The 16,960-nt window shown below is 61.4% G+C and carries 18 protein-coding genes; 15 read left to right on the top strand and 3 right to left on the bottom strand.

Annotation, left to right across the window (positions count from 1 at the left end):
• The first annotated feature begins 186 nt into the window (after positions 1–186).
• The 3 genes from AC1Q5P_RS10570 to AC1Q5P_RS10560 are packed head-to-tail and all read left to right on the top strand — an operon-like array spanning position 187 to position 3,346.
• Positions 187–2,130, top strand: coding sequence for a pilus assembly protein TadG-related protein (locus AC1Q5P_RS10570; RefSeq protein ID WP_492518933.1), 1,944 nt, complete (start codon positions 187–189; stop codon positions 2,128–2,130).
• Positions 2,127–2,711, top strand: a complete 585-nt coding sequence (locus AC1Q5P_RS10565; protein WP_039332766.1) for a TadE/TadG family type IV pilus assembly protein — start codon at positions 2,127–2,129, stop codon at positions 2,709–2,711. The genes AC1Q5P_RS10570 and AC1Q5P_RS10565 overlap by 4 nt, the downstream gene beginning before the upstream one ends.
• Positions 2,708–3,346: a TadE/TadG family type IV pilus assembly protein gene (locus tag AC1Q5P_RS10560; protein ID WP_492518897.1), complete on the top strand. Its 639-nt coding sequence runs from the start codon at positions 2,708–2,710 to the stop codon at positions 3,344–3,346. Before AC1Q5P_RS10565 ends, AC1Q5P_RS10560 begins: the two co-directional genes overlap by 4 nt.
• A 22-nt stretch (positions 3,347–3,368) precedes the next feature.
• On the opposite strand, the gene AC1Q5P_RS10555 is transcribed toward AC1Q5P_RS10560, so the two are convergent.
• Together AC1Q5P_RS10555 and AC1Q5P_RS10550 are read right to left on the bottom strand one after the other, a co-directional pair.
• Positions 3,369–6,260, bottom strand: a complete 2,892-nt coding sequence (locus AC1Q5P_RS10555; RefSeq protein ID WP_039332765.1) for a M16 family metallopeptidase — start codon at positions 6,258–6,260, stop codon at positions 3,369–3,371.
• A 54-nt stretch (positions 6,261–6,314) separates the two neighbouring features.
• Positions 6,315–6,881, bottom strand: coding sequence for an FKBP-type peptidyl-prolyl cis-trans isomerase (locus tag AC1Q5P_RS10550; protein ID WP_492518896.1), 567 nt, complete (start codon positions 6,879–6,881; stop codon positions 6,315–6,317).
• 114 nt (positions 6,882–6,995) lie between these two features.
• Here AC1Q5P_RS10550 and AC1Q5P_RS10545 point away from each other — a divergent pair, with 114 nt between their 5' ends.
• The 12 genes from AC1Q5P_RS10545 to AC1Q5P_RS10490 all read left to right on the top strand — a co-directional run bounded on the left by AC1Q5P_RS10545 (position 6,996) and on the right by AC1Q5P_RS10490 (position 15,820).
• Positions 6,996–7,574, top strand: a complete 579-nt coding sequence (locus tag AC1Q5P_RS10545; RefSeq protein ID WP_039332925.1) for a NifU family protein — start codon at positions 6,996–6,998, stop codon at positions 7,572–7,574.
• A 10-nt stretch (positions 7,575–7,584) separates the two neighbouring features.
• The gene (gene tsaB, locus AC1Q5P_RS10540) at positions 7,585–8,202 is read left to right on the top strand and encodes a tRNA (adenosine(37)-N6)-threonylcarbamoyltransferase complex dimerization subunit type 1 TsaB (RefSeq protein ID WP_039332763.1); all 618 of its coding nucleotides are present in this window, start codon (positions 7,585–7,587) and stop codon (positions 8,200–8,202) included.
• A 20-nt stretch (positions 8,203–8,222) separates the two neighbouring features.
• Entirely contained in the window at positions 8,223–8,696 is a 474-nt protein-coding gene (locus AC1Q5P_RS10535) for a GNAT family N-acetyltransferase (RefSeq protein WP_062342299.1), read from the top strand.
• Positions 8,697–8,861: 165 nt separating this feature from the next.
• Positions 8,862–9,299: a Ros/MucR family transcriptional regulator gene (locus tag AC1Q5P_RS10530; RefSeq protein WP_039332761.1), complete on the top strand. Its 438-nt coding sequence runs from the start codon at positions 8,862–8,864 to the stop codon at positions 9,297–9,299.
• Positions 9,300–9,410: 111 nt separating this feature from the next.
• On the top strand, positions 9,411–9,833 hold the full coding sequence (locus tag AC1Q5P_RS10525; protein WP_039332758.1) for a Fur family transcriptional regulator: 423 nt from the start codon (positions 9,411–9,413) through the stop codon (positions 9,831–9,833).
• Positions 9,817–10,590, top strand: coding sequence for a lysophospholipid acyltransferase family protein (locus AC1Q5P_RS10520; RefSeq protein WP_492518895.1), 774 nt, complete (start codon positions 9,817–9,819; stop codon positions 10,588–10,590). The genes AC1Q5P_RS10525 and AC1Q5P_RS10520 overlap by 17 nt, the downstream gene beginning before the upstream one ends.
• 34 nt (positions 10,591–10,624) lie before the next feature.
• Positions 10,625–11,950, top strand: a complete 1,326-nt coding sequence (miaB, locus tag AC1Q5P_RS10515) for a tRNA (N6-isopentenyl adenosine(37)-C2)-methylthiotransferase MiaB (protein ID WP_492518894.1) — start codon at positions 10,625–10,627, stop codon at positions 11,948–11,950.
• Positions 11,951–12,037: 87 nt separating this feature from the next.
• Positions 12,038–13,060, top strand: coding sequence for a PhoH family protein (locus AC1Q5P_RS10510; protein WP_039332754.1), 1,023 nt, complete (start codon positions 12,038–12,040; stop codon positions 13,058–13,060).
• The gene (gene ybeY, locus AC1Q5P_RS10505) at positions 13,057–13,560 is read left to right on the top strand and encodes an rRNA maturation RNase YbeY (protein ID WP_039332751.1); all 504 of its coding nucleotides are present in this window, start codon (positions 13,057–13,059) and stop codon (positions 13,558–13,560) included. Before AC1Q5P_RS10510 ends, ybeY begins: the two co-directional genes overlap by 4 nt.
• A 20-nt stretch (positions 13,561–13,580) precedes the next feature.
• Positions 13,581–14,531 (top strand): CBS domain-containing protein, encoded by a 951-nt coding sequence (locus AC1Q5P_RS10500; RefSeq protein ID WP_062342305.1) that lies wholly within the window; start codon positions 13,581–13,583, stop codon positions 14,529–14,531.
• Between the two features lie 9 nt (positions 14,532–14,540).
• A complete protein-coding gene (locus AC1Q5P_RS10495) occupies positions 14,541–15,422 on the top strand; it encodes a LysR substrate-binding domain-containing protein (protein WP_052242137.1) in 882 nt (293 codons plus the stop codon).
• Entirely contained in the window at positions 15,419–15,820 is a 402-nt protein-coding gene (locus AC1Q5P_RS10490; RefSeq protein WP_492518893.1) for a hypothetical protein, read from the top strand. The genes AC1Q5P_RS10495 and AC1Q5P_RS10490 overlap by 4 nt, the downstream gene beginning before the upstream one ends.
• 216 nt (positions 15,821–16,036) lie before the next feature.
• Here the strand turns inward: AC1Q5P_RS10490 and AC1Q5P_RS10485 are convergent, their stop codons facing one another.
• Positions 16,037–16,816: an inositol monophosphatase family protein gene (locus tag AC1Q5P_RS10485; RefSeq protein WP_039332744.1), complete on the bottom strand. Its 780-nt coding sequence runs from the start codon at positions 16,814–16,816 to the stop codon at positions 16,037–16,039.
• Positions 16,817–16,960: the final 144 nt, after the last annotated feature.

The raw sequence follows: 16,960 nt of genomic DNA, 5'->3' as shown, positions 1-16,960 counted from the left end.
TTCAAGAGGCGCGCCCATACGCCCCCTGAGCAGGAAAAGCAAAGGAAGGCTTGCTGTCACAGCAATCGATCATCGCGATCACGCCCAAGGCCATCGATAGGGAATTTACCTTAGTCACCTCATCAGGATGTCTTGGTGGACGGGCGGTTAACCGTGCAGGCCCCACCAAAGGTCGTTTGTTTTCGAATGCTTGCCCTTCGCCGCCTCCTGATCCTACTGGCCCGAAGCCGCGGCGGAAACATCTTGCCTCTATCGGCCATGGCAATCTTCGCCGTGGCCGCGCTGATTGGCGGCGCCATCGACATAAGCCGCGCCTGGCGCACCCAGACGAGGCTGCAGGCGGCATGCGACGCAGGTGTTCTAGCAGGCCGTCGAGCCGTAACCACAAACGGCTTCGATGCCGCGGCAAAGACGCAGGCGGACAATTACTTCTTCGCAAACTTCGACGAGACTCACCAAGGTTCGCGAGACACGACTTTCGAGTCGACCTCGGCGGACAAAGGCGGCACGATCGACGCCGTGGCCACAACCATGCTTCCGCCCCTGATGATGCAGATCTTCGGCTTCCAGGGTTTTGATCTGAGCGTCAGATGCACGGCCTCGATGGGCGTCGGCAACAGCGACATCATGATGGTCCTCGATACCACTGGCTCCATGGCCTCACTGCTGGCGGGAAGTACGCAGACACGCATCGAAGCACTGCGCGCTGCCATGAAGAACTTCCACAGCACTGTCGAGAACGCCTTGTCGGGCACAAACGCACGTGTGCGATACGGATTCGTGCCGTACAGTTCGTCAGTCAACGTTGGCAGGCTTCTACACGACCTTGATCCGTCGTATCTGGTTGACAGTTGGACAATCCAGTCTCGTCATGCGGTTTACCGAACCGTTCAGACCTTGAGTGGCTACGGCACGCCGAGAAGCGGGACACCGACGACCACAACTACAACGCCAACCTACTCCCTCTGGGCCAACTACGGCTCCAACATCTACCTGACGTCGACATCATGTAACAACGCAAAGCCAGCCGATACGGCCTGGGCCAATTCGGGGAGTGCCACCTCCACCTCGACGACGACAACGAACTCGTCCGGTCAACGGGTTGTGACGACCGTCGTGACCCAGCCGCAGACGGCGACTTTCTATCAGTGCGCCTGGCTGATCCTGAACTACAGGATCCAGTCGCGAACCGGCTCGCGCAACTCCGTGACGACGACGACCACGACGGCCGATCCCATTTATACAAGCTCGCAAGTCTTCGATCGTTGGGAATATCGCCCGGTGACTTATGATACGAGCCGGTTCAAGAATTTCGAAGCGGTCTCCACACCAACCGGCGAGAACGGCGCGTCTGTTTCGTCAACTTGGAAAGGGTGCATCGAGGAGCGCGCAACCGTATCCGAGCCGAGCTTCACGTGGTCGTCGCTGGGGGGCTTCAACCCGTCCGGCGCCTTGGACCTCGAAATCGATTCCGCCCCTGACAGCTCCGCATCCAGCAAATGGGCTCCGATGTGGCCGAATGTCGCCTACATACGGACGGTCACCGACAACGGCACTGTTTACATGAACAGTGCGGTACCGTCATCGCAGGGACAGCAGGCGGCATCATTCTGTCCGACTGGCGCGCGCTTGCTGGCCACGATGAACAAGACAGCGTTCGATGCGTTCGCGGATTCGCTCGTTCCCGAAGGCGCGACCTATCACGACATCGGGATGGTCTGGGGAGCGCGGCTGGCATCGCCAGACGGCTTATGGTCGAGCACTGTTCGCCAAGCGCCCACGAACGGCGGCGAGGTTTCGCGCCATCTGATCTTCATGACCGATGGCGAAATGGCGCCCAGCTACTCCATCCAATCGGCATGGGGCATTGAGTACCATGATCGCCGTGTGACCGATGATGGTGTAAACGAAGACGCTGCGCGCCATAACTCACGGTTCCTCGCCCTGTGCGAAGCCGTGAAGGCCAAAGGCATCCGCATATGGGTCATCGCGTTTGCACAGGCCATGACGCCCGAACTCCAGACATGCGCCTCCAGCGCGAGTGCCTTCACGGCAGCCAACGCAAACCAGTTGGATGCGGCATTCCAGTCGATCGCAAAACAGGTCGGCGAACTGCGAGTGGTGCAATGACCGAAATGCGGCTCAGGACTGACGACGAAGGTGCAACAGTCGTCGAATTCGCGATTGTCGTGCCCCTGTTCCTGTTGCTGCTGATTGGCATCATGGACATCGGGCAGATGGTTTATGGCAAATCGGTCCTGACCGGCGCTGTACACCGCGCAGCGCGCGATTCTTCATTGGAAACGCGCAACACCAGCGAAGCCGACGCCTCGGTACTCGACGCCATCCGTCCGGTGCTTCCTGGCGTAACCATCAAGACGAGCCGGACCAGCTATTACGACTTTGCCGACGTCGGCAGGGCCGAGAAATGGAACGACAAGAACGCCAATGCCGTGTGCGATGCCGGCGAGACCTTTACCGACGAAAACCGAAATGGCCAATGGGACCAGGACGTTGGGCAAAAGGACAGCGCCGGTACCGCCAATGACGTCGTCGTCTACAAGGTGACAGCAACCTTCAAGCCCGTGTTCCAGGTGCCCTTCCTGCCCAAAATGTGGTCGGAACGAACGCTCACGGCTACCGCAGTGACCAAGAACCAGCCGTTCGGCAACCAGACGGGCTATGGCGCCACGGCCGGGAGCTGCCCATGAAGATACTGCAAAGTCTGTTCAGCCGACAGGACGGGGTATCGACCATCGAGTTTGCTCTGGTTGTGCCTGTATTCATGATCCTGGGCATGTATGGGGCCGAAATCGCATGGCTCAACGCCGCTTCAATGGAAGCGAGCCAGGTTGCTCTGGCGCTTGCTGACAATGCTTCCCGTCTTGGCCAAACCGACAATAGCGGCGTGACCCCCACCATTACGAGCAACGACGTACACTCGGTCCTGACAGGCGCATTGGAGGAAGGCTCTAATATCGATCTGGCCGAGAATGGCCGAGTCATCCTGTCCAGCCTTGAAGTCCATCCACTGACTGGCAAGCAGTATGTTCATTGGCAGAAGTGCATGGGCAAGGGCCGCCAGACCTCTGCGCATGGCAAGCCAGATCCCACAGGCAGCGCATTGTCCTCGATAGCTTCGGGCATTTCGCTCGGCGGTAGAAAGATGACGTCATCCAGCAAGAGCGCGGTCATGGTCGCCGAAGTCTGGTACGAGTACAAAGGCCTGTTCGGAACGATGTTCGTCAAGCCGATCACGATACACGAACAGGCAGCCATCATCGTCCGTGACGACCGTAATGTCGGTCCTGGCCTGAGCGGTACGAACGACAAGATCGAATGCTGACACAGGCCTGAGGACATTTCGGTCAGCGTTTTTCCGGGACAACCTCCAGGCGCCAGCTCTTGTCCGCTCGCAGGTATTTCTGCGCCAGAGCCTGCATGCGCTCGGGCGTTGTCTGGCTGTAATCGTTGAGGATCGTGCGGATCGCAGCAATCTTGCGCGGATCGTATGCAGCTCCTTCCAGCTGGTACATGTAGAAGCCATTTCCAGTGCTGGCCCGCGTGATCAGTTGCTTGAGCGGTTCAGTCACCCGGCTGATCTCGTCTGCTGAAGGCGGCGTAGCAGCAAGTTCAGCTGCGATCTTGTCAACGGCAGCAAAGAAAGTGTCGAAATCTCCCGGCCGCAATTGGACCATCGCCGAGAGATACCCGCCCGATGGCAGATCCAGGGGCCAGCTTGAACCGACTTGTGGTGCATAGCTCGCTCCCACCTTTTCGCGCATCGCATCGAACAGGCGATTGTTGAAGATCTGCGCCAGGATTTCGAGCTGGCGGCTTTCACGCACACCGGCCTGGCCGCCCCCGGTTGGCCATGCCACCACGGCTGCGGCCTGCGAGGGATCGCCGCGATGGGTCAGAACCAGCGGTTCGGCGTTGTGTGCCGGGATGTTCGGGGCAAGTGTCGGCGCCGCTGTCGGAGTGCGGACCGGCAAGGCGCCGAAAGTCTTTTCCAGAGCAGCCAATGCCTGTTCGCGCGTGAAATCGCCAAACATGTCGATCTCGATCGGTCCTTCCGAAAGCAGCGGCTCCCATGTCTTGCGGAAGCCCTCCGGAGTTACCTTCTCCAGCTCGGCCGGGTTTGGCGTCGCATAGCGCGGGTCTCCATCGCGCAACAGCCAGTTGAGATCGCGATTGAGTACCGCATTGGGAGCCGAATTGTAGCTTTCGTACTGGAGCTTTGCCGCGGCCTTGGCACGCAACACCGGATTGGCATCCCAACGCGGCATGCCCAGCTTGGCAGCCATGAGATAGAGCTGGTCGGCAAGGTCCGCCGGGCGCGTATCGGCCGAAAGCACGAATGCCGTGTCGTCTATGTCGAAATCGAGGCTCAACTTGCGGCCTGTCGCCAGACGGTCCAGATCATCCCGCCCGAGTGCGCCGATGCCGCTGTCCATCAGCGCCACCTCGCCGATCGGGCCATAAACCGCATCTTGGGGCTGGATCGCCGAGTACCCGCCGCCAAACCTGGCCTTGATGATGATGCGGCCTGGCTCGGCGTCATTGGGCCACAGCAGAACGCGAACACCGTTGGAGAGTTCGACCTGCTCGATGCCTAGCAACCCGATCGGTCGCGCGCTGGCGACAGTGCCAGGTGTGCCAACGGGTGGAAGGTCCGAAAACTTGAGGGCGTTTGCCGCCACGCGGCTTTCCGATGCCGCCTTGACAGGCGCAGTCAATGCCGCGCGCAAGGAGGCTTCGTCAGCTTCGCCAGCCTTTGGCGTGATCATCATCGGGCGTACCACGGTGCCCCTGAACAAGGCACGGGTATGTTCAAGCACGGCTTGCGGCTTGAACAAGGGTATGGAACGCCTGAATATGTCGTAGACGGTGTCGGGGTTGGCTACGGTCTCGCGGATATCGACGGCGTTGACGATATCGTCAGCCGCCTTGGACCCGGCAATGGTGGACTGCGTTTCGACCGAGACCTTGAAGGCGACTTCAAATTCGGCAACTTCGCGGTCGATCTCTGCCTGAGAGGGCGGCGTGGCCAAAGCATCGGCAATGACCGAGCGCACGTCTGTTACCGCACTTTTCCAGTCCTCGCTCAATGGCGTGACCGTCACGATCGTGGCGTCTGCGGATCGCGAAAGCTCCTGCTTCATCTCGTCCACGGACGCCACCAGATAGCTCCCGCCGCCCCGCGCCCTGGCCTCAAGCCTGCGATTGATCAAAGCCAGCGCGAGCCGATCAATCATCAGGCCCTGGTTGTAGACAATGGTATCGTTGACCTTTGTCCATGGACGCAGGATCGCCCAGTTTACCAGTCGTGGCAGGTCCGGCTCGACCAGCACTTTCGCTTCGCCGACCGGGTTCTTGGGATCGATGCCGGCGGGCGCAATCGGCTTGCCGAAATCAGGCTGCAACGGCTTCTTGCCGGCCACCTGCCACCCGCCGAACCATTGTTCGATCCGCGCGACCAGTGCTGCCGGGTCAGCATCGCCGGCCACCACGATCACGGTATTGTCGGGGCGATACCACTTGTCATGGAAGGCCTTTACCGCAGCAGCGTCGGCCGCTTCGAGAGTTTCCACCGTGCCGATAGGGCTGCGCGATGCCAGGAGCTGCCCCTTGAAGAACAGCCCCCGCGTGGCGTCCAGCACCCGCGATTGCGCGCTGGTGCGTTCGCGCATTTCGGCAAGAACGATCGGAACCTCGGTCTTGACGCCACGATCGGTGAAGATCGGCGCAGTGATCATCCCCGACAGCAGCTTGAACGTCTCGTCCAGCTTGGGTGCAGTCGCATTGGGAATGTCGAGCTTGTAAACCGTCTGCGTGGGACTGGTCTCGGCGTTGGTATCGCTTCCGAAGGTGGCACCCAGCCGCTGCCACGTTGGGATCGTCTCGCCTTCCTTTAGATACTTCGATTCACGGAAGGTCAGGTGTTCGATGAGGTGCGCATAGCCCCGCTGCGGCTCGGTCTCGTACATCGAACCCGCATCCACCAGTACGCGGATCGATACCTGCTCGGGCGGAACGCCGCTGTGGCGAACCGCATAACGGATGCCGTTCGGCAGGATGCCAAAGGTCCAGGCCTTGTCCTGCGGAACGTCCGAACCCTTGTAGAGCCACGGAACGTTGGACTTCGTCGCCGCGCTCGGGGCTTTTGCAGGAGCTTCGGCAACCACGGGAGCCGCCGAAACCAGCAGGAGGGAAAGAAACAGGCCGAAGCGCCGGGCGCGCGTGTTACGGGATCGCATCAGCCGACTATAGGAAGCCTTCTCATGAAGGACCAGTGAATAGACCCGTTACTTTCAGGGCGTTGTCGTGGCCGGCTGCGCAGGTTGGGTTGCAGATTGGGCAGCACGCATGGCTTCGACTTCTGCAACGGTCTTGAAGTCGACCAGTTCGACCTGGAACACGAGATCCGCATTTGCACCGATCGGGCCTGAGCCTTCAGCGCCATAACCAAGCGCCGAGGGCACGCAGAGACGCATCAGGCTGCCCTTGGACAGAAGCTGCAGGCCTTCAGAGAAGCCCGGAATGACGCCATCCACGGGAAATGCCGCCTGCATGCCCTGGTCGAACACCTCCCCATTGGCGGCAAGATAGCCGACGTAATTGACCAGCACGTAATCACTCTTGGTCGGCTTTGCGCCTTCGGCTGGCTTCAGGAGCATCGTGCCGAGCCCACTAGCAGTCTTGGCGGAGCAGAGGCGCTGTGCGGGCGCGACCACCGGATTCAGCGGCATCGGGATGGCGACAGCCGATGGGGCGACCGGCTTTGCCGCAGGTGCGGCGGCATTCAAGGCCGAAGCACCGAAGGTGCAGGCAAGAACGGCAGGGGCGAGGCGGACGAGCGCAAGGGGGAGCTTGATCATCTCGCTGCATTAGCGAGCCTTGCGAGGTTCCGCCATGAGACCTTGCGCTGAAACTGCGCAAAACCCGGCCTGTCGGGCCCTTGACCACGCGAAGGACTGGCCTACATGCGAATCATGTTCATCGAGACAGAAACCACGCCCAACCCCGCCACGCTCAAGTTCCTGCCCGGCGAGCAGGTCATGGCAAGCGGAACGCGCGAGTTCACTTCGCCTGAAGCTGCTGAGGCATCGCCCCTCGCGCAGGCGCTGTTCGATCTTGGTGACGTGACCGGCGTGCTGTTCGGGCGCGATTTCGTTTCGGTCACCGCCGCACCCGGCGTAGAATGGGCCGGCCTGAAACCGCAGGTTCTGGCGATCCTGCTCGATCATTTCGTCAGCCAGGCTCCGCTGTTCCTGGGGGGCACTGCCGCCGGCATCGCGGTTCCTGCCGAAGCTGATGAAAGCTTCGCCGACGACCCGGCCGACGCCGACATCATCGACCAGATCAAGGATCTGATCGAAACGCGCGTGCGGCCTGCGGTGGCCAATGACGGCGGAGATATCATCTACAAGGGCTTCCGCGAGGGCGTGGTCTACCTCCAGATGCAGGGCGCCTGCTCGGGCTGCCCGTCGTCGACAGCTACGCTGAAGAACGGGATCGAGAGCCTGCTCAAGCACTACGTGCCCGAAGTTACTGAAGTTCGAGCAGCCTGATCTGACGGCGATGCGCAAACTCGTGATAGACTGCGCGACAGAAGCTTGTTCAGTCGCGCTGATCGAGGATGGCGTACTTGTGGCTGGTGAATACGCGCTGCTTGGTCGCGGTCATGCTGAACGTCTGGTCCCCATGATTGCTGCCCTTCCCGACAAGGGCATGGCGGATGTGATCGCGATAGACGTCGGCCCCGGAAGCTTCACAGGCATTCGCGTCGGCCTTGCTGCAGCACGAGCCCTTGCACTGGCATGGAATGCGCGATTGCAGGGGTATGAAAGCCTCGCGCTGGTTGCAGCGATGGCCCTTTCGGAACGGCCAGGCTCGGCTGTCGACGTCTGCATGACTGGCGGTCACGGCGAGTGGTTTTTCCAACCCTTCGACTCTGACGCAACACCGCTCGCTCCCCTTGCATCGCTCACGCCTGCCCAGGCCAAGTCGAGAAGCACGGCTCTGTTGCTGGCAGGCAGCCAGGCTGCAGCACTCGCCGCCGACCGCACTCATGCGGTTGCGATCAGCTTGCATCCCGATGCTCGCTGCGCTGGCCTTTTGGACGAGCGGGCGTTCCATAGAGATCCCAGGCCAAGCTACGGTCGCGCGCCCGATGCCCGCCTTCCTTCGGCAGCATGACCGAAGGGATAGGCTGACCGATGACTCCGCCACCCGATGATATCGACCGGATCATGGCCGTCATGGACCAGGCATTCGCCGCGGAGTACGGTGAGGCCTGGAACCGCAAGCAGGTAAGCGACGCGCTACTGGTCGGCAATTGTCGCTACGGCCTCATTGCACCAGATGGTAGCGAAGACTTGGAATCCGGCGATGAAACTGCCGGTTTTTTCCTGAGTCGTGCGATCATCGACGAGGAAGAACTTCTCCTTTTCGCAATTTCTCCGAAGTACCGGCGAAAAGGATTGGGGCACGCACTTTTAGGTCGCTTTATCCTGTCCGCAAAGCAGAACGGGATGCGCCGCGTTTTCCTCGAGATGCGCGATAACAATCCCGCTGGCTTTCTTTATGCCGCGCACGGATTCCGCCAAATTGGATTAAGGCCGGCTTATTATCGCACCCCCAGCGGGGCCAGAATTGATGCGATAAGCCAGGAACTTGCACTCGGCAATTGAAACAATACTTAGGATTAACCTAAGTAGCATTGACAGCGTCGTCGATCTGTCGTGAAACCGGTTGTATCCTTGTGGGATGCGACTATAAATGTGATCTGGATCACCAAACCAAGTCGCGAGTCCAGATGCCTCCGCGCAGGACAAACATAGAAAGCCGGTTTTGCCATGAGTGAAATTCAGAACGACATGCGGGAGACGCTGATCACCCTCACTTCGGACATCGTTGCCGCGCATGTGAGCAACAACAGCGTCTCGGTGAACGATCTCCCGGCATTGATTTCAAACGTGTATTCTGCGCTGGCCGGGCTGGAAAAGCCGGTAGTTGCCGAAGAGCCCGCTCCGGAACCTGCCGTTTCGATCCGCGCTTCGGTGAAGAACGATCACATCGTCTGCCTGGAAGATGGCAAGAAGCTGAAGATGCTCAAGCGCCACCTCGCAACGCGCTACAACATGACGCCGGAACAGTATCGCGCCCGCTGGAATCTTCCTGCCGACTATCCGATGGTCGCGCCGGCCTACGCCGAAAAGCGCCGTGAACTTGCCAAGAAGATCGGCCTCGGCCGCAAGCCGGCGCCCAAGCGCGGCCGCAAGACCGCTGCCTGATCCGCGGGCAGATTGGTGGCAATGACTGTGCGCAATACGATTGCGTACAGTTGAAGATTTGGCCCGCCGGTCTATAGATCGGCGGGCCGATCCTTTCATGACGAGTACCCAGTGCATCAGCCGATCGACATCGAAGCTCTCTGCGCCGAACGCGGCCTGCGCATTACCGACCAGCGCAGGACAATCGCGCGCGTCCTTTCGGAGAGCGACGACCATCCGGACGTCGAGAAGCTGCACGAACGCGCCTCGGCCATCGACTCGCGCATTTCGATCGCGACGGTTTACCGCACCGTGCGCCTGTTCGAAGAAGCCGGCATTCTCGACCGGCATGACTTCGGTGATGGCCGCGCCCGTTACGAAGCGACGCCCGAGGCGCATCACGATCACCTGATCGACGTCGAGACCGGGAAGGTCATCGAATTCGTCGATCCCGAACTAGAACAACTCCAGCGCCAGATCGCGGAAAAACTTGGCTACCGACTGGTCGATCATCGCATGGAGCTTTACGGCGTGAAGCTTGAACGCGACGGCTGACGCTATCCCTCGTCAGGCAATTTCGCTTGTCGGACGCCTGCGCATCGCAGTGCGGCTCGCAGCGATGCTGGTTCTGTTGCTCGTATGCGTACCGCTTTATTACGTCTGGCGAATCCTGCGGCTGCACAATCCCTGGCCACGGGTGTTCCTTGGCGGCATCGCCCGCATCGCCGGCACGCGTGTCGCGATCTCGGGGGAGCCTTCGCGCAAGGGCGCGTTTCTCCTCTCCAATCATGTCAGCTGGCTCGACATCCCGGTCATCTCAGGCGCGAGCGGTAGCGCCTTCGTTGCCCACTCAGGGCTTGCCGATGTCGGTCTGCTCAAATGGCTGTGCGAAATGAACGACACGGTGTTCGTCGCCCGTCATGACCGGCGCTCGGTCCATACCCAGGTCGAACAGGTGCGTGCAGCTCTCACCGACACTGGTGCGCTCACCGTGTTTCCGGAAGGCACCACGAGCAACGGCGTCAGCCTGCTGCCATTCAAGTCGTCACTATTGTCCGCGCTGGATCCGCCCCCGCCCGGCATTGCGATACAGCCGGTGTGGCTCGACTACGGGCCGGACGTTGCGGCGATAGCATGGGTGGGGGAGGAACATGGGCTGGACAATTTCCTCAAGATCCTCGCCCGGAGTAAGCCGATCCCGGTGACAGTGCATTTCCTCGCGCCACTCGGACCTGAGGAGACAGCGAACCGCAAGGTCATGGCTACAGCGGCACGCGAACGCATCCTCGCAGCGATGAGCGGCGCGCGTTAGACAAACCCTGCCAAATCCACTATCGGCGCGGCCCATGTCTTCCACCGCAACTTCTTCCCCCAAGACGTTCCGCGTCAAGAGCTTCGGCTGCCAGATGAACGTCTATGATGGCGAGCGCATGGCCGAACTCTTGGCAGCAGAAGGAATGTCTGCCGCCCGCGACGGGGATGACGCCGACCTCGTCGTTCTAAACACCTGCCACATCCGCGAGAAAGCGACCGAAAAGGTCTATTCCGATATCGGCCGGCTGCGCCGGGAAGATGGCTCGGCACCCATGATCGCAGTCGCGGGTTGCGTGGCCCAGGCTGAAGGCGAGGAAATCATGACCCGCGCGCCAAGCGTGAAGGTGGTGGTCGGCCCGCAATCGTACCACCGCTTGCCGGAAATGGTTGCCGAGGCCGCTTCCGGAAAGCGCGCCACCGAAACCGACATGCCGGCAGAGGCCAAGTTCGCGGCCTTGCCCAAGCGCCGCAAGTCAGCCCCCACCGCCTTCCTCACCGTGCAGGAAGGCTGCGACAAGTTCTGCACCTACTGCGTCGTGCCCTATACGCGCGGTGCAGAGATCAGCCGCCCGTTTTCCGATCTGGTCGAAGAGGCGAAGCTGCTCGTTGCCGGCGGTGCGCGCGAGATCACGCTGCTTGGGCAGAACGTGAATGCGTGGACTGGAGAGGACGGCAAGGGCCGCAGCATCGGCCTGGACGGGCTGGCGCGCGCCCTAGCAGCTGACCCGGACCTCAAGCGCATCCGCTACACAACCAGCCATCCCAACGACATGACCGATGGCCTGATCGCCGCGCATGGCGAACTTGAGAAGCTGATGCCTTTCCTCCACCTGCCGGTGCAGGCGGGCAGCGATCGTGTGCTCAAGGCGATGAACCGCAGCCACACCGCAGACAGCTACCTCAAGGTGCTCGACCGGATCCGCGCCGCCCGGCCCGACATCGCGCTGTCGGGCGATTTCATCGTCGGTTTCCCGGGGGAGACTGATGCAGAATTCGAGGAAACACTGCGTCTCGTCGACGCCGTCGGCTATGCGCAGGCGTTCAGCTTCAAGTATTCCGCCCGCCCCGGCACCCCGGCTGCGACGATGCCCGACCATGTTCCGGCAGCAGTGATGGACGAGCGCCTTCAGCGCCTGCAAGCGGCGCTCAACCGCGATCAATTGGCTTTCAATCAGGGCAGCGTCGGCAAGACCTGCGAAGTCCTCGTCGAACGCAAGGGCAAGCATCCCGGCCAGTGGCTCGGCAAATCGCCCTGGCTGCAATCAGTGCACTTCGTCGGCGAAGCCGAGATCGGCCAGATGGTTACGGTGAAGCATGTTGAAGCCGGTCCGAACTCGCTGGCAGGTCAGCTCGTCTAATTGCCCTGTGCAAAGTCTGCGCGCGCGTCTTGTGCGCGCAACTTCCGTTCCTATGCTCTGAATCAGGCCCAAACCTGAAAGGAGCTCATGGCCCGTAAACCCCATCGCGCCGACGAGGCGCATCATCGCCCGGAAACACAGCATCGCCGTGCCCGGGTCGAGGTCGAGTTTGACGAGCAGACCGTGCTTGGCGCCCTGTTCGGCCAATTCGACACCAATCTCGTGCAGATCGAGAATCGGCTAGGAGTTTACATTTCGGCGCGCGGCAACCGCGTGCTGATCGAAGGGCCCGACGACGCTGTCGCCCGAGCGCGCGACGTGCTGAAGGGCATGCATCAGCGGCTGCTGTCGGGGCAGGAACTTGATTCCGGCGCGGTCGAATCGCTGATCGCGATGAGCGTCGAGCCGACACTTGAGGGCATCATCACCGGGGCGCCGGGTGGTGCGCCGCCGATCATGATCCGCACGCGCAAGAAAACCATCATTCCGCGCAGTCCGACGCAGATCGACTACATGAAGGCGTTGATCAGCCACGACGTGATCTTCGCGCTCGGTCCGGCGGGTACCGGCAAGACCTACCTCGCCGTAGCGCAGGCCGTAGCGCAACTGATCTCCGGTTCAGTACAACGCCTGATCCTGTCACGCCCGGCTGTGGAAGCCGGCGAACGCCTCGGCTTCCTGCCCGGCGACATGAAGGAGAAGGTCGACCCCTACCTTCGTCCGCTCTATGACGCGCTGTACGATTGCATGCCGCCCGAACAGGTCGAGCGCCGCATTGCGAGCGGCGAAATCGAGATCGCGCCCATCGCCTTCATGCGAGGGCGCACGCTCGCGGATGCCTTCGTCATCCTCGACGAAGCGCAGAACACCACGCCTGCACAAATGAAGATGTTCCTCACCCGCTTTGGCCAGAACAGCCGAATGGTGATCTGCGGTGACCCCAAGCAGGTCGACTTGCCCGGCGGTGTCGGCGCCAGCGGCCTGAACGACGCGGTACAGCGTCTCGAAGGGGTCGAAGGCATCGCAACGGTGCGCTTCAATACCGCCGACGTGGTGCGCCATCCAATCGTCGGACGCATTGTCGAGGCATATGAAGGGAAGGACGCTTGAGCGCGCCAATCCTTGAAATCGACATCGATCCGGTCTGGGGCGAGGAAACCGATTGGGAGGACCTCGCCAATCGCGCCGCTGAAGCCACGGCGCAGATCGCCGGCGAACTGGCGCACGAGAACCTGCTGGTCAGCCTCGTCATGGCCGATGACGAGGAAGTTCACGCGCTCAACAAGCAGTGGCGCGCCAAGGACAAGCCGACCAATGTCCTGTCCTTCCCGATGTTGAGTCGCGAGGAAGTCCTTCATGCAGCGCGGGATACCGACGCGCCTGGAATGCTCGGCGACCTGATCCTTGCGCACGGGGTGTGCACGCGCGAAGCGGCGGAAAAGGGCGTGTCGGTAGAGGTCCATGCCACCCATCTGGTAGTTCATGGCCTGCTCCATCTTGCCGGCTACGACCACGAACTGGGTGAGGCCGAAGCCGAGGAAATGGAGAATCTGGAGCGGAAGGCGCTTGCGCTGATGGGCATTGCCGACCCATATGCGGTCGAAGACTGAACAAGTGAGGGAATACGACAGTGCCCGAGGGCAATGGCTCCGCCGGCGACAGCCGGTCGGGAGACGGAGACAGTAGCAGTAGTCGCGCCCTGTGGCGCGCGATCAGGGCCTTCTTCAGAGGTCCGGACCACGATCAATCGCTGCGCGCACAGATCGAGGAAGCGATCGACGAGCACGAGGGCGAGGTCCATCAGGATAACAGCAGCAACGGCAACGGCGACCTTGTTCCGCTCGAGCGCCAGATGCTGCGCAACCTGCTTCACTTCAGCGAACACGACGCCGATGACGTAGCCATTCCGCGCGGCGAGATCATCGCCGTGCCAGCCTCGGCGACGTTCGAGGAGATGGTCGCGTCCTTTGCCGAGCACGGCCACAGCCGCCTGCCCGTCTATGGCGAATCGCTCGACGAGATCGTCGGCATGATCCACGTGAAGGACGTTTTCGTCATCATCGCTGGCATGATGCTGTCGAACAAGCAGCCGCCCAAGGACTGGACGAGCCTGATGCGACAGCCTCTGTTCGTGCCGCAGGCCAGGGGCGCACTTGACGTATTGGCCGACATGCGCAGCCGCCGTACGCATCTTGCAGTGGTGATCGACGAGTATTCGGGCACAGATGGCATCATCACCATCGAAGACCTGGTCGAGGAAATCATCGGCGAGATCGAGGACGAACACGACGATGCGCCCGAAGAACTGCTCCGCAGGATCGATCCTGATACCTGGGATGCCGATGCGCGGGCAGAACTGGATGACGTCGCGGACACCGTCGATCCAAGGCTTGCGGAAGTGGAGGAAGACGTGGATACGCTCGGCGGTCTGGCCGTGGTATTGGCAGGCGAAGTGCCGCCTGTCGGTCGCGTGCTTGAACATGCCAGTGGTTGGCGGCTTGAAGTGACCGGAGGCGATGAACGGCGCCTCACCCGCCTCAGGCTGCATGCGCCACAGGCAGTGCTGGCCGAAGAAGAATAGGACGAAGAGATGATCCGCCGCCTGCCCCCACTGCGTTCGCTCGAGGCGTTCATTCGCGTCGTGCGCGCAGGCTCGGCCAAGACGGCGGCCGCGGAACTTGCGCTAAGTCCTTCGGCCCTGTCGCGTCGTCTCGGCGCGCTTGAGGATTTCATCGGCAAGCCGCTGTTCGAACGCAAGCATCAGGCGCTGAAGCTCACTGAAGAAGGCCAGCAGCTTTACGATGCCGTTGCTCCGCTGATCGACGAGATGGCAGACCGCGTCGATCGACTGATCGATACCGGCAAGGTCATGCGCCTGCGGCTTGGCGTCCTGCCGCTGTTCGGCAGCCAGCGCCTGTTTCCGCGCCTCGGCGAACTGCGCAAGCTTCATCCGCAGTTGCACATCGATATCGATTCAGGCCACGCCGCCGAGACCAAGCTTGGCGACACCATCGATGCCGCCATCGTCCTTTCGGAAGGGCCGGACGCCTCTCTGCATTCGGTGCGCCTTGATCACAACCGGGTCCACGCGATAACTTCGCGCGAATTGGCCGCCGAGCTTGGCGAGCGTCCCGATATCGCCAAGCTCTCCAAGCAAACCTTCCTTGTACATAATGACCTTCCCGCCAGCTTCGAGGCATGGAAGAAAGCGCTACACCTCGAAAAACTCGAACCGGCCGCGATCGATCACTTCGATTCCGGTCAGCTGATCCTCGAGGCAGCGGCGCAGGGTCTTGGCATCGCGATCATGCACGATGACCATTACCATCGCAGCCATGATTCCCGCCTCGCCCGGCTTTACGATATCGATGTCGACAGTCCCTATTCGTACTGGTTCGTTTGTCGGCCCCGCGCACTGCAATCGCGCCCGGTGCGCCTGTTCCACGACTGGATGCTGAAGGCAGGGCTTTGAGCGCCAGCCGCCGCCGCGCCGTTGCGGTGAAGATCCACTGCCCGATTTCTGCCCTGACACTCACTGCATTGCTCAATGGCGAGGGCGACGCGATCGAACGCGACCCCGCCGCAGCTGCCATGCTCGCCGTGATCCGCGCCGACAATCCCTTGGGTGACTTCAAGCTCTACAATGGCGTTTGCGAGATATCGCCGGGATGGGAAAGCTTCCAGCCCGGGCCGGACGCCAAGCCGACGATGGGAAGTGCGGGCGAGCGCGCCCTCTCGCCGACCGCGATCATTACGACCTACGCCGATGCGGACGCAGACCTCGCGCCCGCACTCGATGCGCTCATGGCTGCGCACCCTTGGGAGATACCGGTCATCGAACTGTCCGAGGTACAGCTACTGGTGCGCTGAAGAAGATCTTTGCCTCTTGTCCGATAGCTGGAGCCCTGCGCTACACGATCCGCTGGAGCGATCAGGCGCCGCATCTGACAGACTATTGGATCGAGCCATCCGATTGCCTGCCGCTACTGCCGGTCCTGCCCTCAATAGGAGAGCGCTACGAGTTGATGGAACTTTCGCGCTCGCCCGGCAACTCGCGCTGAGGGTCGGACGGGATCATCGGCCAGCTCAGTGCGCGCAAGCCAACGCCTCCACCACGTCCTCCAGCCGTGCCGGATCTCCCAGTGCGATGACGTGGCCGTCGGAACCTGCGTGCAAGGGATCGCCATTCCAGTCGGCCATTGTGCCACCGGCACCTTCGACAATTGGCACCAACGCAGCCCAGTCGTGAAGCTTGAGGTTCGCTTCACAGACCACGTCGAGCTGCCCCGTGGCGAGCATGGCGTAGTTGTAGCAATCGCCACCCATCACCATGCGCTTGTGATCGGTTTTCGCAGCAAGGCCCATGAAGTGCCCGCCATCGTGGTCGTCGAAATAATGCGGCCCGGTCGTCGCCAGCGTGGCTTCCGACAGTTCACGACAGATTCGCGTCTGCACCGGTTTGCCGTTAAGCGTAGTCCGCTTGCCCATGGCACCGACCCAGCGCTCCCCGGTGATGGGCTGGTCCAGCACGCCGAGCACCGGAAACCCTTCGACCACCAGCGCGATCAATGTGCCGAAGATCGGTCGGCCGGCCAGGAAACCCGCTGTTCCGTCGATCGGATCAAGCACCCAGCTCCGACCCGACGAACCGGCGGTCGAACCGAATTCCTCGCCAATGATGGTGTCGCGCGGCACCTCTGCCGTCAGGATGCGCCGCATGGCCTCTTCAGCCGCACGGTCAGCCAGGGTTACCGGCGTAGCGTCGCCCTTCCGCTCGGCGGCTACTGTGCGGAAGTGCGGGCGAATGGCCTCCGCCGCCGCGTCGGCGAGACGCATGGCAAGGGCGATGTCGTTTTCAAGCTTCATCCCCCGGCTCTGCCTGCTTTCAACCAATACGGTCAACCCGCAAGACCAGAATCGGCATTGGACAAATGTGCCTGCGCAATTTTAAGGAAGGCGTGACAAACCGCACGCATGAAAGGTTTTTGGGGCGCTAGACCTTCATGCACC

This window comes from Novosphingobium sp. GW835-FHT14H07 (assembly GCF_058793515.1).
The sequence above is the reverse complement of the archived record's forward strand: the minus strand, read 5'-3'. Positions and strand labels throughout refer to the sequence as shown.